We start from the raw sequence: 14536 nt of genomic DNA on the forward strand, positions 1-14536 counted from the left end.
CCCGCTCAAATTTTCCAAAAGCTGTCTAATTTCAGTTGTCTGCCGAATTCCTCGGCGAGCCTGGCGCTCACCCTAATTGGATTTCGTGACGAGAGATTGGAAGAATTCTTAGATCAGGTCCAGTCGAATTGTCTTCTCCCCCCGATCAGTTTATCTGATGATCCATGATCACGCTCCGCCAGCTCCGCTATCTCGCCGCGCTCGCCAAACACGGCCATTTCGGCCGCGCGGCCGAGGCCTGCAACGTCACCCAGCCTGCGCTGTCGATGCAGATACGCGATCTCGAACGGACGCTGGGCGTCAAGGTGGTGGAGCGCCGGCCCGGCGAGGTGATGCTGACCGATGTCGGGCGCGAAGTGGCGCGGCGCGGCGAGGACGTGCTGGCGGCCTCGCGCGACCTGGTGGACTTTGCGCGGCATCGCGGCGGACTCTTGACCGGGCGGCTGACGCTCGGCGTGATCCCGTCGCTGGCGCCGTATCTGCTGCCGCGGATCCTGCCGGTGCTACAGAAACAGTTTCCGGAATTGCGGCTAGAGCTGCGCGAGACGCAGACCAGGCAACTGGTCGACGATATCAAGTCAGGCGCACTCGATGCTGCGATGCTGGCGCTGCCGCTTGGCGAGCCCGAGATCGACACGGCCAAGCTGTTCGACGATCTGTTCCTGCTCGCGGTGCCGGCAGACGATCCCCGCCCCGCCGACAAACGCATCAAGGCGATGGAGATCGACCAGAGTCGACTGATCCTGCTGGAAGACGGCCACTGCCTGCGCGATCAGGCTCTGGCCTTCTGCGCCACCGCAGCGCGCGGCCATCAGTCCGGCAGCAACGGCATGGCCTTCGCTGCGTCCAGCCTCTCCACGGTGATGCAGATGGTCGCCAGCGGCTATGGCGTGACGTTGATCCCGCAGATCGCCGCCGATGTCGAACAACGCGACCAGCGCGTCAAATTCCTGCGGTTGGAGAATCCGCAGCCCGGCCGCACCATCGGCCTCGCCTTTCGCCGGACGTCTCCGCGCAAGGCGGACTTCGCCGCATTGGGCGATGTGGTGAAGGACAGCGTTATCGGCTGATCGTGATGGATCGCAAAAGAAAACGCACCGGCGCGGCTGCGCCGATGCGTTTCCGGACGAGCGAAGCGATCGCGCCTAGCTCTTCTGCTTGGCGATGACCTTGTCCTTGATGCCGTCATAGGTCTTCTCGGGCACGATCTTCTTCTGCACGAGTTCGTCCTTGCCCTTATACGGACGACCTTTGACGATGGCCGCTGAATAGGCCTTGCCGATGCCGGGCAGAGCCTCGAGCGCCTCGACACTCGCCGAGTTGAGATCAAGCAGTTCAGCCTTCGGTGCCGGAGCCATCTTCGATTCGCTGGCAGGCGCCATCTTGGATGTGGCGGCCGGAGCCATCTTGCCGGCGGGAGCAGCAGGCTGCGGCGACTGCGCCATCGACGGCGCGGATGCGAGCAGACCCAGAGTGAGAGCGGCAGCGGTCAAAGTAGCAAATTTGAAATGGCGCATCGTGGTGTCCCTCCAAGGACGGTTAAGTAACGCCATCAAGCTAGCTGCGGATTCATGGCGCCGCCATGGCGCGAAAATGAACCGCAGATAAAAGCTGAAGTTTATTTCGTGCGTACTTCGGGAGCGACCGGTTTCAAGTGTTGGAGCGGGAGCGGCGCGCCCGCCTTCAGCGTTTGAATCGCGATATTGCTCCGCACCTCGCGCACGATGGACAGGTTGAGAAGCTTGCCGACAAGGAAACGTTGATAGTCGGCCAGTTCGGGCACGACGACTTCAAGGAAGTAGTCGGACTCACCCGATACGAGATGGCACGCGACCACCTCGGGCATCTCCACGACGGCCTTCTCGAAAGCGATTGCACGCTTGTTGGCATGCCCGTCGATCTTCACACCGACGAAGGCCGTAAACCCCAATCCAACGCGCTCACGCCGCAACGCCGCACGGTATCCATCGATGTATCTCGCTCGCTCCAGGTTCTTGACCCGCCGCAAGCACGGCGACGGCGACAAGCCGACCCGATCGGCCAGTTCGATGTTGCTCAGGCGGCCGTCGGCCTGAAGCTCTGTGATAATTCGGCGATCAATATCGTCCAACTGGATTTCTGGCATGATCCACCAATCTAAGGTCAGTAAAGGACCATTCGTTGCGCGAGGACGCTCGATATTAGCCAAGTTCGCAAGGACATGCGCAGGGGTCAAGTGTCATCGTCGGACTCACTCTCCCAACGAAAGAGCATCCCGATGCCCGACCGACTGATAACGCAATCACTGCTCGATGCCGTCGAATGCTACTTCGACCTGATGTTCGACAACGACGTCTCGCATTTCGATCAGGTATTTGCCGGAAGTGCACAACTGCATGGACTGCGCGACGGCAGCCTACGTTTGCTGCCGGCCGCAGACTACAAGGCGATGCTGGCCTCTACACCATCGCCAAAGAGCAAGGGCGCGCCGCGCGAGCAGGCGGTGTTGCTGGTGGACTTCGCCGCACCGACCCAGGCGCTGGTCAAGGTTCTCGTCCGGATCGATACGCTCTGGTACTGCGACTACCTGTCCTATCATCGCATCGGCGATGCCTGGCTGGTGACCGCGAAGTCGTTTCATATTGCCCGGCGGCTCGTGGCGACCGATCAATAGGCGTCAGGACCCTGCCTGCAGCGCCTTGTCGATCTCGACCTTCAGCACGCGCTCGTAATTCTCCTGCGTGATGCCGCCGACCATCTTGTAGGCGATGCGACCGTCGCGGCCGACGATGAAGGTTTCGGGCACGCCATAGACACCCCATTCGATCGCGGCGCGTCCGTTGCCGTCGACGCCAACGATGCCGAACGGATTGCCGTAACGGCCGAGAAAGCGGCGCGCGTTGTCCGGTGCGTCCTTGTAGTTGATGCCGACCAGTTGCAGCCGTTTGTCCTTGCCGAGTTCTGTCAGCAGCGGTGCCTCCTCGTGGCACGGCACGCACCACGACGCCCAGACATTGACGAGACTGACCTTGCCCTTAAAGGCCGCGGGATCGAGGCCCGGCACCGGCGCGCCGCTATCGGTGAGGCCATCCAGCGCGGGCAACGCCGTCTGCGGGGCGGCGCGGCCGATCAATGCCGAGGGCAGTTTCGCAGGGTCGGCTCCGAGCCGAAACCAGAACAGCCCTGCGAGCGCGGCAAAGATCAGCAGAGGCAGTGCCAGCACCCAGCGGCGCTTTGGAGTGGCTTGCGTGGTCATGTGAGATCCGTCGCGCCACGACCCGAGCGCCGCGCCACGCCGGAGGATTCCAACTCATGCAGCCGTGCGCGGACGCGGCGGTGATCGATGGCGATCCACACGATGAGGATCAGCACCACCGCTGCGACCAGCGCGTAGGACGTGACGATGAAAGATGCGTAGGGACCAAGCGCCATCACGGGAGTGCCACCGGCTTTGAGGCCTGCAGCATCTGCAGCGCACGCAGGCGGCGCCGCAGGATCTCGTTACGCATAGCCGCGAGATGCAGTGTGATGAACAGCAGCGAGAATGCCACCGCCATCACCAGCAGGGGAATCAGAAACGACTTGTCGAGCGACGAGCCGCCCATCTTCATCACCGACGCCGGCTGATGCAGCGTATTCCACCAATCGACCGAGAACTTGATGATCGGAATATTGATGGCACCGACCAAGGTCAGCACCGCCGCGGCGCGCGCCGCCCGCGATGGGTCTTCAACGGCACGCCACAGCGCGATCAGGCCGAGATACATCAGAAACAGAATGAGCACCGAAGTCAGTCGGGCGTCCCATTCCCAATAGGTGCCCCACATCGGCCGGCCCCACAGCGAACCCGTGACCAACGCAAGAAAGGTGAAGGCCGCGCCGATCGGTGCTGCGGATTTGGCGGCGACGTCGGCGAGCGGATGCCGCCACACCAGCGTGCCCAGCGATGCCACGCTCATGACCCCCCAGACGAACATCGATAGCCAGGCGTTCGGCACATGGATGAACATGATCTTGACGGTGGCGCCCTGCTGATAGTCATCGGGGGCTATGGCCGACTGATACAAGCCGATCGCAAGCAGAATGCCCGTCGCCATCGCCAGCCACGGCAGGATGCGGGTGGCGAGCGACAGGAACCGGGTTGGATTGGCGAGTTCGGTCAGCGTCATGACATTTCCAATAGTCGCGGCCCTGTCCGCGATCAATGCAACTTATTCTCGTTCAACACGGCTCGCGACGAGTTGACCCAGGTCAATCCAGTGTCTCAGCCTGTCGTGATCCATCCAACTGTCTCAATCCAGTCCATGCCGCAGGCTCGCCGCCGCCGCGAAAGGCCCGATCACGAGGCTCGCCAGCGATAGCGCGCAGAGGATCGAGAATGGCGTCGAGAATGACAACTGTCCGGCGATGGCCGCATTGGAGGCCGCAACGCCGAAAATCAGCACCGGTATCGATAACGGCAACACCAGCACCGCCAGCAAGAGCCCTCCGCGCTGCAGGGTCACCGCCAGCGCGGCCCCGATCATGCCGGTGAAGGTCAGCGCCGGCGTGCCCGCCAACAGCGTCAGGGCGACCGCCAGCGTCGCCGGTCCGTCGAGATTGAGCAGCAGCCCCAACACTGGCGTCGCGACGATCAGCGGCACGCCCGCGGCCAGCCAGTGTGCAAGAGCCTTGGCGGCGCAGGCGAGTTCCAGTGGCGTCCGGCTCATCAGAATGAGATCCAGCGAGCCATCGTCGTGATCGGCGGTAAACAACCGGTCCAGCGTCAGCAGGCTCGCGAGCAGCGCCCCGAGCCATAGAATCGCCGGCCCCAGCCGTGCCAGCAACGCCAGATCCGGCCCCAGCGCGAAAGGCATCAGCACGACAACCGTCAGAAAAAACAGCACACCGATCAGCGCCCCGCCGCCGACCCGGACGGCAATGCGGATGTCGCGTCGAATCAACGCGCCAAGGGCACTCACGCCTCGCCCCCGATGCGCAACTCCCGTGCAGGAATACCAAGTGGGCCATGGGTCGCAGCGATAATCAGACCGCCGGTTGCGAGATGATCCGTCATCAGTCCCGCGAATACCCGCTGACTGACCAGATCGAGCGCCGCTGTCGGCTCGTCGAGCAGCCAGATCGGCCGGCGAACGGTCAGCAATCGCGCGATCGACAGCCGGCGACGCTGGCCGGCCGACAAGAAACCCGCGGGCAATGCTGCGGCATGGGAGAGACCTACTGCTGCAATGCACGTGGCTGGATCGGCCGGCGTGCCACCGAGGAAGTCGGCCCAGAAGGTCAGGTTTTCCGTCACCGTCAAAGCCGGCTTCATGGCGTCGCGGTGGCCCAGGTAATGGGCCTGTTCGGCAACGGTCATTTCGCCGTCGCCGCCCTCGATAGTGATGGAGCCCTCGGCCGGCGCCAGCAGGCCTGCGATCAACCGCAGCAATGAGGTTTTGCCTGCCCCGTTAGGGCCAATGACCGCCACGGCCTCACCTGCCGTGGCATCGAAATCGAGCCCGGCGAAGACTTCGCGGCCACCCCGCAGGCATCTCAAATTGCGCCCCGAGAGCCGCATCTTAACCCTTCCATGACCATCTGATTTGGTCCAGAGCTCGCCGCGGCGTTGTTGCATCATTTCGCAGGGCTGCAAACGATTGTCGATATGGCAGCGGTTCTAGAAAGATTCTATAAGTCGGAACTTGATGCAGCACACAATCGGCGCCTGCAAGCAAACCGGCCTTCTCCGCCGACGGTGTCTCGATACCCTTTTTCGGGTATCGGTCAACTGAATTGGGACCCCTTCACATGACCTCGCTCGACAGTTTCAAGTGCCAAAAAACCCTCAAGGTGGGCGCTAAAACTTACGTGTACTACAGCCTGCCGCTGGCCGAGAAAAACGGTCTCACGGGCATTTCGAAGCTGCCGTATTCGATGAAGGTCCTGCTCGAGAATCTGCTGCGCAACGAGGACGGCCGCAGCGTCAAGAAGGAAGACATCGTTGCTTTCTCGAAATGGCTGAAGAAGCGCAAGCTCGAGCACGAAATCTCGTTCCGCCCTGCGCGCGTGCTGATGCAGGACTTCACTGGCGTCCCCGCGGTAGTCGATCTTGCTGCCATGCGTAATGCGATGCAGGCGCTGAAGGGCGATCCCAAGAAGATCAACCCGCTGGTCCCGGTCGATCTGGTCATCGACCACTCGGTGATCGTGAACTTCTTCGGTGACAACAAGGCGTTCGGCAAGAACGTCGCCGAAGAATACAAGCAGAACAAGGAGCGTTACGAGTTCCTGAAGTGGGGCCAGAGCGCGTTCTCGAATTTCTCCGTCGTGCCGCCCGGCACCGGCATCTGTCACCAGGTCAATCTCGAATATCTCGCCCAGACGGTCTGGACGAAGAAGCAGAAGATGACGGTCGGCAAGAAGACCGCCACCTTCGAGGTCGCCTATCCGGACACGCTGGTCGGCACCGACTCGCACACCACCATGGTCAACGGCCTCGCCGTGCTCGGCTGGGGCGTCGGCGGCATCGAGGCGGAAGCCGCGATGCTCGGCCAGCCGCAGTCGATGCTGCTGCCCGACGTGGTCGGCTTCAAGCTGTCGGGCGCACTCAAGGAAGGCGTCACCGCCACCGACCTCGTGCTCACTGTCACCCAGATGCTGCGCAAGCAGGGCGTCGTCGGCAAGTTCGTGGAATTCTACGGCCCCGGCCTCGACGCCATGTCGGTCGCTGACAAGGCGACAATCGGAAATATGGCACCAGAATATGGCGCGACCTGCGGTTTCTTCCCGGTCGATGCCGCCACCATCGACTATCTGAAAACTTCGGGCCGCAAATCGGCGCGTGTCGCACTGGTTGCCGCTTATGCCAAGGCGCAGGGCCTGTACCGCACCGCCAAGTCGCCCGATCCGGTGTTCACCGAAACGCTGAAGCTCGATCTCGGCGACGTCGTACCCTCGATGGCCGGCCCGAAGCGTCCGGAAGGCCGCGTCGCACTGCCCGCCATTGCCGAAGGCTTCTCTGCCGCGCTAACCACCGAATACAAGAAGCCGGATAACCACAACGCGCGCTTCCCCGTCGAGGGCAAGAACTTCGATGTCGGCCATGGCGACGTGGTGATCGCTGCCATCACCTCCTGCACCAACACCTCGAATCCGAGCGTGCTGATCGCCGCCGGCCTGCTGGCACGTAACGCCGTGGCCAAGGGCCTCAAGACCAAGCCGTGGGTGAAGACCTCGCTGGCACCGGGCTCGCAGGTGGTCGCTGAATATCTCGCCAATTCCGGCTTGCAGCTCGACCTCGACAAGATCGGCTTCAACCTCGTCGGCTTCGGCTGCACCACCTGTATCGGCAATTCCGGCCCGCTGCCGCCGGAGATTTCGAAGTCGATCAACGACAACGGCATCGTTGCCGCAGCGGTTCTCTCGGGCAACCGTAACTTCGAGGGTCGCGTCTCGCCGGACGTGCAGGCAAACTATCTCGCCTCGCCGCCACTGGTCGTCGCGCACGCACTTGCCGGTACGGTGACCAAGAATCTAGCGGTCGAGCCGATCGGCGAAGGCAAGGATGGCAAGCCGGTGTTCCTGAAAGACATCTGGCCGACCACGAAGGATATCAACGCCTTCATCAAGAAGTACGTGACGTCGACGATCTTCAAGAAGAAGTACGCAAACGTGTTCGACGGCGACGCCAACTGGCGCAAGATCAAGACGGTCGAGAGCGAGACCTACAAGTGGAACATGGGTTCGACCTATGTGCAGAACCCACCCTACTTCGAAGGCATGAAGAAGGAACCGGAGCCGACCACCGACATCGTCGATGCGCGCATCCTGGCTCTGTTCGGCGACAAGATCACCACCGACCACATCTCGCCGGCCGGTTCGATCAAGCTCACCTCACCCGCCGGCAAGTATCTGTCGGAGCACCAGGTGCGCCCGGCCGACTTCAACCAGTACGGCACGCGCCGCGGCAACCACGAAGTGATGATGCGCGGCACCTTTGCCAATATCCGCATCAAGAACTTCATGATGCAGGGCGCCGACGGCAACGTGCCGGAAGGCGGCATGACCAAGCACTGGCCCGATGGCGAAGCGATGTCGATCTACGACGCCGCGATGAAGTATCAGGCCGAGCAGGTACCGCTGGTCGTGTTCGGCGGTGCCGAATACGGCAACGGTTCGTCGCGCGACTGGGCTGCGAAGGGCACCCGTCTGCTCGGCGTTCGCGCCGTGATTACCGAAAGCTTCGAACGTATTCACCGATCCAATCTAGTCGGCATGGGCATTCTGCCGCTAACCTTCGAGAACGGCTCATCGTGGAAGAAGCTCGGCCTCAAGGGCGACGAGAAGGTCACGATCCGCGGCCTGACCGGCGACATCAAGCCGCGCCAGCAGATGGTGGCGGAAATCGTGTCGGCCGATGGCTCACTCCACAAGGAGACGCTGCTCTGCCGCATCGATACGCTGGACGAGCTCGAATATTACCGCAATGGCGGCATCCTGCATTACGTGCTGCGTCAGCTTGCAGCCTGACGCCCATACGTGGTGTGACGTAGTGCCTCACCGCGAAGTGAGTGGCTAGTGAACAGAAGGCGGCCTATGAAGGGCCGCCTTCTGGCATTTGAGGGCATGAACGTGTTAGCGACACCAATGTGCGACACCGTCTGTTATGTGTCTCACCTCGAGCGTGGCAAAACCTCATGAAATCCTTTGGCGGCATATCGCAGTGGACAGGCGCGCTCAGCGTGTGCGCCGCCATTGCAGCGAGCGGTAGCGCGCTGGCTCAGCCCCGGGCCGTGGTGGAGCTCTTCACGTCGCAGGGCTGCTCCTCCTGCCCGCCTGCAGACAAGATCATCGGCGACCTCGCCAAAGACCCGTCCGTGATCGCATTGAGCATGCCGATCGACTACTGGGACTACCTGGGCTGGAAGGACACGCTGGCCGACTCGCGTTTCAGCGCACGGCAGAAGGCTTATTCACAGATGCGCGGCGATCGCGACGTCTACACGCCGCAAGTCGTCGTCAACGGCGCCACTCAGGTGATCGGCAGCGATGTAGATCGTATCCAGGGCGCGATCAGCGAAACCAAGAAAGGCACCGTGATGACGGTGCCGGTGTCGATGTCGGTCTCCGGGAAACACGTCAACGTGTCCGTTGCCGCATCGGGCAATGCGCCCGATACAGCGCATGGCGAAGTCTGGATCTGTTCCGTGTCGAAGGCAGTGCCGATCACGGTCGGTCGCGGCGAGAATCGCGGCAAGCAACTGACCTACTACAATGTCGTCCGGAACTGGCTGAAGGTCGGTGACTGGACCGGCAACGCCGCCAACTGGACGCTGCCGCTGGAGAACATTTCCAGAGATGGCGTCGATGCCGCCGTCGTTTATGTGCAAGACGGCACGCGCGACAAGCCCGGCGCGATGCGCGGCGCGGCCTATACGTCGCTACAGTAAGTCTTCAGATTGATAACTTCGATAGCTGCTGCGCTTATGCGTGGCATGCCTGCATCATTGTGACCCCTCTGCGAAGGCTGGATTGCTTCGTCGCTTCGCCTATCGCAATGACGCTTGATGGTCTCGCAAAAGCATCCACCAAAAAAGAAAAGGACCAACTTGCGTTGGCCCAGTGGGGATTAACTTCCTGCGCAGGGTCCGATCCCGACGACCGCGGGGGGCTGGGGGCTGAGGAATCCGAGACCGGAAGAACCGGACCCGACGCAGTATCTTCTTGTCGCAATCCAGAAGGGCGCCCGATGGGCCAAAATTTGGCGGCAATAAGATTCACCTGACGTTCCCGTGACGGGAAATTTCTACCATCAGGCCTGCGGATCGGCCCTTGCAGAGGACCGCGGTCGGCGCGATCATGTCGGCGATATGACAGGAGGCGCTGTATGAATGTGATTCCGGGAGATGCTGAGCCCACCGAGAATCGCGCGGCGACGGGCCAAGCCGCCGCATCACCCGCCGCCGGGCCCGTCGTCAGCTTCAACCGCCTTGAGCTCAGCCGCATCCTCAACCTGTACGGCCGTATGGTCTCCGACGGCGAGTGGCGCGATTACGCCATCGACTTTCTGCGCGACCGCGCGGTGTTCTCGGTGTTCCGCCGCTCGTCGGAAGTGCCGCTCTATCGCATCGAGAAAGATCCGCGACTGGCGCGCAAGCAGGGCATGTACAGCGTGATTTCGGCCAGCGGCATGATTCTGCGCCGCGGCCAAGAACTCGACCGCGTGCTCCTGGTGATCGATCGCAAGCTGACGGTGGTGTAATCGATTCGCAGAGTGTCAGGGCAGCGTGCGGGCGCCGTCGCCAAGTGCGAGCTGCATCGAAACGGTATCAAGCCAGCGATCGAACTTGAAACCGACATCGGGATGCACCCCAACCATCTGAAACCCGGCATTGCGATGAACCGCGATGGAGCCAGCATTGGCGCTGTCCCCGATCACGGCGACCATCTGGCGGTAGCCGCGGCTCTCGCATTCGGCGATCAGCCGCGCCAGAAGTTTGCCGCCAACGCCTCGCCGCTGGGCTTTCGGATCGAGATAAATCGAATTCTCGACTGTAAAGCGATAGGCCGGTCGCGGGCGATGCGCGCTGGCATAGGCATAGCCGATAACCCGGCCTTCCAGCACAGCCACGAGATACGGATAGCCCCCGCTCACCAGCGCCTCGAAACGCCGCGTCATCTCGGCCAAATCTGGCGGGATCAGTTCGAACGTGGCCGTGCCGAACTGCACCTCCTCGGCATAGATCGCGGTGATCGCGGGCAGATCTGCCGCCGTGGCGGGCCTGATTTCAATATCGGACATGGCGCTGAGACTATTTTTGCCCGACCCAAAAGGAAAGCCTCCGCAAAAGAAAAGCCCCGGCCTTTCGGCCGGGGGCTAAGATCTTCTCTATGCTCTGAGCTTATTCGCGCTGTCCGAGCAGCTGCAGCAGCAGCGTGAACAGGTTGATGAAGTTCAAGTAGAGCGACAGGGCACCGGTGATCGCCGCGCGCTCGGCGATATCGCCGCCCTGCGAGGCGTAACCGTAGATGTAGTCGTTCTTCAACCGCTGGGTATCGTAGGCAGTGAGGCCCGCGAAGATCAGCACACCGACGACCGACACGATGAACTGCAGCATCGACGAAGCGACGAAGATGTTCACGACGCTCGCGATGATGATGCCGAACAGGCCCATCAGCAGGAACGAGCCCATGCCCGTCATGTCACGCTTGGTGGTGTAGCCGTAAAGGCTCAGCGCACCGAACGAGGCAGCGGTGATGAAGAACACCCGCACGATCGACGTGTGCGTGTACACCAGGAAGATCGACGACAGCGAGATGCCCATCAGAGCCGCGAAGGCCCAGAACAGCAACTGCGCAGTAGCCGGCTTCAGCCGGTTGATGCCGAACGAGATGGCGAACACCATCACCAGCGGCGCCAGGATGAACACCCATTTCAGCGGGCTCACGAACATCGCGTAGCCGAACGGCGTCAGGTAGGAGCTGCCGATCCGGGCAGCGGCGCCCGACGGGTCGGTAGTCACGGCGGCCATGTACACGCCGAGAGCAGCCAGGCCGGTGATGGCCAGACCGATCGTCATGTAGTTGTAGATGCGCAGCATGTAGGAGCGCAGTCCGGCGTCCACGGCAGCGGCATCGCGCGCGCCGGCCCGGCCGAAGGGGGAAGCATAGTTACGGTCTAGATCCGACATGGTCGAAACCTCGATGTTGTCCGGCTGATCGCAAAGGGTTCGCGTCGCCGGTTCGAATTATATCCCAGATATCTGCGCTTCCTGACACTAAACTCGATTTCATAAAAAATCGATGTCATCTGCGCTCGATGCCTGACCCATAGGGTATGTGGTAAACTAACACATTCGCTGCAAGCTTCCACGCGTGGCGGAATGTCGCTCCGATTTGCATTCAGGCAACCGGGTAAACTTTCAGCCTGACGCAAGCTTGGCGATTTCTCAGTCATTTTGCACGAATCAGCCCGTGCAAAGGCTGCTTCGTGTCAAAACAGGTCACAAATTCCGTAACACGGTGGCAGGCTTCTGGTTCAAGGCTACCAACGTACCCACCAGGCCCAAACCCACTGTGACAATTAGCGCCGCCAGCACGACGCCAGCCGCGCTGCCAGCCTGCCAGACAAAGCTCAGCGTCATCAGGCGCGTGACGATCAGCCACGCCGCCACCGAGCCGGCGATGACCCCAAACACCGCCGTGGCCAGGCCGATCATCAGATATTCGAGGGCATAGGCACCCAAAAGCCGCGCACGCGTTGCGCCGAGGGTCTTGAGAATCACGGCGTCATAGACGCGATGCCGGTGACCGGCGGCCAGCGCGCCACCGAGCACGAGGATGGCCGAGAGCAGCGTCACCGCGCTGGTACCGCGGATCGCCAGCACGAGATTTGTGACAACCGATCCCACAGTGTCGAGCGCTTCCCGGACCCGCACGGTGGTGATCATCGGGAATGCGTCGGCCACCGCCTTGACCAGACCGGCGTCCTGGGACGGATCGGACTTCGGTTCGGTCAGCGTGGCAATATGGGTATGCGGCGCACCGCGGAAGGTATTGGGCGAGAACACCAGGACGAAATTGATGCCGAGGCTCTGCCAGTCGACGGACCGCATATTGCCTATCCTGGCGGTGATATCGCGGCCGAGCACGTTGACGGTGACCTCGTCGCCCAGTTTGAGCCCGAGCCCGTCGGCCAGCTTCTTCTCGAACGACACCAGTGGCGGGCCGCTATAGTCGGGCGCCCACCATTCGCCCTCGACCAGCTTGGAGCCACGCGGAACCTCGTTGGTGTAACTGAGGCCGCGGTCGCTCTGCAGTACCCATTCGGCATCGGATGACGGCTTGAGGTCTTCTGCCTTGACGCCGCGCGCGGCGACGATCCGGCCGCGCAGCATCGGCACATCCTCGACGGTCGACTGCGGCTGCTTCTCCCTGAGAAACGCGCTGAAGCGGTCGGCCTCGGTGGAGGGAATGTCGATGAAATAGAACGACGGCGCCTTCTCCGGCAGCGCTGCCATGAACTGCCGGCGCAGATTGCCGTCGATCTGGGTGACGGTCACCAGCACGGTCAGGCCGAGCCCGAGCGACATCACCACCGACGGCGTCAGCGCGCCCGGCCGGTAGATATTGGCAATAGCCAGCCGCAGCATGGTCATGCTCGGCCGCGGTAATTTGCGCGCAAAAGCCATCAATGCGCCGGCGATACCGCGCAGCAAGGCGAAAACGACCATCGACGACACCACAAATACGGCAGCGACGCGTTTGTCGTAAGCGAGCCCGACCACCACCGCGATCAGCACCCCGACCACGAGTGCCATCCAGAGTATGTAGCGCAGCTTCGGCCGGTGCGATTCCGTCAATGCCGCATCACGAAACAGCGCCGCGACCGGGACGTCATGCACTCGGGCCAAGGGCCACAGCCCAAAAGCCAGCGCCGTCAGCAGCCCGTACAACAACGACAGCGCCAGCTCGCCGAGATGAAGCGCCGGCACCACCGGCAGCGGCAGCAGCTTGCCGAACAGGCCGACAATGGCAAACGGCAGGGACGCACCGACCACCATACCGACCAGCGAGCCGATCACCGCCAGCACCAGTACCTGGGTGAGGTAGATCGCGAATACGTCGCGGCCGGTCGCGCCAAGCGCTTTCAACGACGCGATGACATCGCGGCGGCGATCGATATGGCTCTTCACCGCATTGGCGACACCGACGCCGCCGACCAGCAGTGACGCAAGGCCGACCAACGTCAGGAACTGGGTGAATCGCGTGATGGTGCGCTCGAGCTGCGGCGATGCATTGTCGCGCGAACGGATTTCCCAGCCTGCTTGCGGCAATTGGGCACGTGCATCGTCGGCGAGCGCCTTGGCAGCGCGATCGCCGGAAACGGTGTCCGGCAGGCGAACACGATAGATCCAGCGCACCAGACTGCCGGGCTGCAGAAGCTGGGTGGCGCGCAGAGCGTCCTCACTGGTGAGGAAGCGAGGCGCGAAACCGACACCGCCGGCGAGCTTGTCGGGCTCCGCTGAAATTTCGCTGCGAATCTGGAACGTCGCATTACCGACCGTGAGGCGGTCACCGACCTTGAGGCCTAGCCGCGCCATCAATGTCGTATCCGTCGCGGCGCCATAGGCGCCGTCGCGTTCGGCGAGCAGATCGCTCATCGGCATATCCGGCGCCAGGGTCGCCTTGCCGAGCAAGGGATAGCTGCCATCGACGGCCTTCAGCTCAACAAGCGCAAGATTGCCGTCCGGCGCGCGCGCCATGCCGCGCAGCGTTGCGGCAACCGACACTGCACCGCGTGCGCGCAAGAAGGCGAGTTCGTCCGGCTTGGCCTCACGCTGCATCAGCGAGAATGCCACGTCGCCGCCGAGCAGCGTACGGCCTTCGCGCGCCACGCCCTCGCCCAAACTTGCCGCGATCGAGCCGACGCCGGCGATGGCCATGACGCCCAGCGCGATGCAGGCGATGAAAACGTAGAACCCGCGCAGGCCGCTGCGCATCTCGCGGAAAGCGTAACGCAACGCCAGCGACGGGCCTCGGCTGTTAGGAATGGTCTCGGTGATGGTGGTCATCG

General features: G+C 62.3%; 15 protein-coding genes. 5 read left to right on the forward strand and 10 right to left on the reverse strand.

Annotated features, from left to right (window positions below; genetic code table 11):
• The first annotated feature begins 164 nt into the window (after positions 1-164).
• A complete protein-coding gene (locus SFY93_RS03060; protein WP_320446019.1) occupies positions 165-1070 on the forward strand; it encodes a LysR substrate-binding domain-containing protein in 906 nt (301 codons plus the stop codon).
• A gap of 75 nt (positions 1071-1145) precedes the next feature.
• Here the strand turns inward: SFY93_RS03060 and SFY93_RS03065 are convergent, their stop codons facing one another.
• Both SFY93_RS03065 and SFY93_RS03070 read right to left on the reverse strand, forming a co-directional pair.
• The gene (locus SFY93_RS03065) at positions 1146-1517 is read right to left on the reverse strand and encodes a ComEA family DNA-binding protein (RefSeq protein WP_089263307.1); all 372 of its coding nucleotides are present in this window, start codon (positions 1515-1517) and stop codon (positions 1146-1148) included.
• 101 nt (positions 1518-1618) lie between these two features.
• Positions 1619-2125, reverse strand: coding sequence for an Lrp/AsnC family transcriptional regulator (locus tag SFY93_RS03070; protein WP_320446020.1), 507 nt, complete (start codon positions 2123-2125; stop codon positions 1619-1621).
• 132 nt (positions 2126-2257) lie between these two features.
• Between SFY93_RS03070 and SFY93_RS03075 the strand changes: the two genes are divergently transcribed.
• Positions 2258-2653: a nuclear transport factor 2 family protein gene (locus SFY93_RS03075; protein ID WP_320446021.1), complete on the forward strand. Its 396-nt coding sequence runs from the start codon at positions 2258-2260 to the stop codon at positions 2651-2653.
• A gap of 3 nt (positions 2654-2656) precedes the next feature.
• Here SFY93_RS03075 and SFY93_RS03080 read toward each other — a convergent pair whose 3' ends face one another.
• From SFY93_RS03080 to ccmA, 5 genes are all read right to left on the reverse strand, one after another.
• A complete protein-coding gene (locus tag SFY93_RS03080) occupies positions 2657-3235 on the reverse strand; it encodes a DsbE family thiol:disulfide interchange protein (protein ID WP_089263305.1) in 579 nt (192 codons plus the stop codon).
• Positions 3232-3411: a heme exporter protein CcmD gene (ccmD, locus tag SFY93_RS03085; protein ID WP_068730071.1), complete on the reverse strand. Its 180-nt coding sequence runs from the start codon at positions 3409-3411 to the stop codon at positions 3232-3234. The genes SFY93_RS03080 and ccmD overlap by 4 nt, the downstream gene beginning before the upstream one ends.
• A complete protein-coding gene (locus SFY93_RS03090; protein WP_320446022.1) occupies positions 3411-4148 on the reverse strand; it encodes a heme ABC transporter permease in 738 nt (245 codons plus the stop codon). Before SFY93_RS03090 ends, ccmD begins: the two co-directional genes overlap by 1 nt.
• A 123-nt stretch (positions 4149-4271) precedes the next feature.
• Positions 4272-4940 (reverse strand): heme exporter protein CcmB, encoded by a 669-nt coding sequence (gene ccmB / locus SFY93_RS03095; protein ID WP_089263299.1) that lies wholly within the window; start codon positions 4938-4940, stop codon positions 4272-4274.
• Positions 4937-5539 carry a heme ABC exporter ATP-binding protein CcmA gene (gene ccmA / locus SFY93_RS03100; RefSeq protein WP_320446023.1) on the reverse strand — a complete coding sequence of 201 codons (603 nt, stop codon included), beginning with the start codon at positions 5537-5539 and terminating at the stop codon, positions 4937-4939. Before ccmA ends, ccmB begins: the two co-directional genes overlap by 4 nt.
• A gap of 230 nt (positions 5540-5769) precedes the next feature.
• Here ccmA and acnA point away from each other — a divergent pair, with 230 nt between their 5' ends.
• From acnA to SFY93_RS03115, 3 genes are all read left to right on the forward strand, one after another.
• On the forward strand, positions 5770-8490 hold the full coding sequence (acnA, locus tag SFY93_RS03105; protein WP_320446024.1) for an aconitate hydratase AcnA: 2721 nt from the start codon (positions 5770-5772) through the stop codon (positions 8488-8490).
• A gap of 167 nt (positions 8491-8657) precedes the next feature.
• Positions 8658-9410 carry a DUF1223 domain-containing protein gene (locus SFY93_RS03110; RefSeq protein WP_320446025.1) on the forward strand — a complete coding sequence of 251 codons (753 nt, stop codon included), beginning with the start codon at positions 8658-8660 and terminating at the stop codon, positions 9408-9410.
• A gap of 437 nt (positions 9411-9847) precedes the next feature.
• Complete coding sequence (locus tag SFY93_RS03115) at positions 9848-10222, forward strand: DUF2794 domain-containing protein (RefSeq protein WP_320446026.1); 375 nt, start codon at positions 9848-9850, stop codon at positions 10220-10222.
• Positions 10223-10237: 15 nt separating this feature from the next.
• Here SFY93_RS03115 and SFY93_RS03120 read toward each other — a convergent pair whose 3' ends face one another.
• The 3 genes from SFY93_RS03120 to SFY93_RS03130 all read right to left on the reverse strand — a co-directional run bounded on the left by SFY93_RS03120 (position 10238) and on the right by SFY93_RS03130 (position 14534).
• Positions 10238-10762 (reverse strand): GNAT family N-acetyltransferase, encoded by a 525-nt coding sequence (locus SFY93_RS03120; protein ID WP_320446027.1) that lies wholly within the window; start codon positions 10760-10762, stop codon positions 10238-10240.
• 100 nt (positions 10763-10862) lie between these two features.
• Positions 10863-11651 (reverse strand): Bax inhibitor-1/YccA family protein, encoded by a 789-nt coding sequence (locus tag SFY93_RS03125; RefSeq protein ID WP_089263288.1) that lies wholly within the window; start codon positions 11649-11651, stop codon positions 10863-10865.
• A 312-nt stretch (positions 11652-11963) separates the two neighbouring features.
• A complete protein-coding gene (locus tag SFY93_RS03130) occupies positions 11964-14534 on the reverse strand; it encodes an ABC transporter permease (protein ID WP_320446028.1) in 2571 nt (856 codons plus the stop codon).
• Positions 14535-14536: the final 2 nt, after the last annotated feature.

Source organism: Tardiphaga sp. 42S5, from assembly GCF_034044155.1.
Classification (GTDB): domain Bacteria; phylum Pseudomonadota; class Alphaproteobacteria; order Rhizobiales; family Xanthobacteraceae; genus Tardiphaga; species Tardiphaga robiniae.

Excerpts from the sequence above, each read along its gene's own strand:
- SFY93_RS03060 (WP_320446019.1), top strand. The coding sequence starts at position 165 with ATGATCACGCTCCGCCAGCTCCGCTATCTCGCCGCGCTCGCCAAACAC.
- SFY93_RS03065 (WP_089263307.1), bottom strand. The coding sequence starts at position 1,517 with ATGCGCCATTTCAAATTTGCTACTTTGACCGCTGCCGCTCTCACTCTG.
- SFY93_RS03070 (WP_320446020.1), bottom strand. The coding sequence starts at position 2,125 with ATGCCAGAAATCCAGTTGGACGATATTGATCGCCGAATTATCACAGAG.
- SFY93_RS03075 (WP_320446021.1), top strand. The coding sequence starts at position 2,258 with ATGCCCGACCGACTGATAACGCAATCACTGCTCGATGCCGTCGAATGC.
- SFY93_RS03080 (WP_089263305.1), bottom strand. The coding sequence starts at position 3,235 with ATGACCACGCAAGCCACTCCAAAGCGCCGCTGGGTGCTGGCACTGCCT.
- ccmD (WP_068730071.1), bottom strand. The coding sequence starts at position 3,411 with ATGGCGCTTGGTCCCTACGCATCTTTCATCGTCACGTCCTACGCGCTG.
- SFY93_RS03090 (WP_320446022.1), bottom strand. The coding sequence starts at position 4,148 with ATGACGCTGACCGAACTCGCCAATCCAACCCGGTTCCTGTCGCTCGCC.
- ccmA (WP_320446023.1), bottom strand. The coding sequence starts at position 5,539 with ATGCGGCTCTCGGGGCGCAATTTGAGATGCCTGCGGGGTGGCCGCGAA.
- acnA (WP_320446024.1), top strand. The coding sequence starts at position 5,770 with ATGACCTCGCTCGACAGTTTCAAGTGCCAAAAAACCCTCAAGGTGGGC.
- SFY93_RS03110 (WP_320446025.1), top strand. The coding sequence starts at position 8,658 with ATGAAATCCTTTGGCGGCATATCGCAGTGGACAGGCGCGCTCAGCGTG.
- SFY93_RS03115 (WP_320446026.1), top strand. The coding sequence starts at position 9,848 with ATGAATGTGATTCCGGGAGATGCTGAGCCCACCGAGAATCGCGCGGCG.
- SFY93_RS03120 (WP_320446027.1), bottom strand. The coding sequence starts at position 10,762 with ATGTCCGATATTGAAATCAGGCCCGCCACGGCGGCAGATCTGCCCGCG.
- SFY93_RS03125 (WP_089263288.1), bottom strand. The coding sequence starts at position 11,651 with ATGTCGGATCTAGACCGTAACTATGCTTCCCCCTTCGGCCGGGCCGGC.
- SFY93_RS03130 (WP_320446028.1), bottom strand. The coding sequence starts at position 14,534 with ATGACCACCATCACCGAGACCATTCCTAACAGCCGAGGCCCGTCGCTG.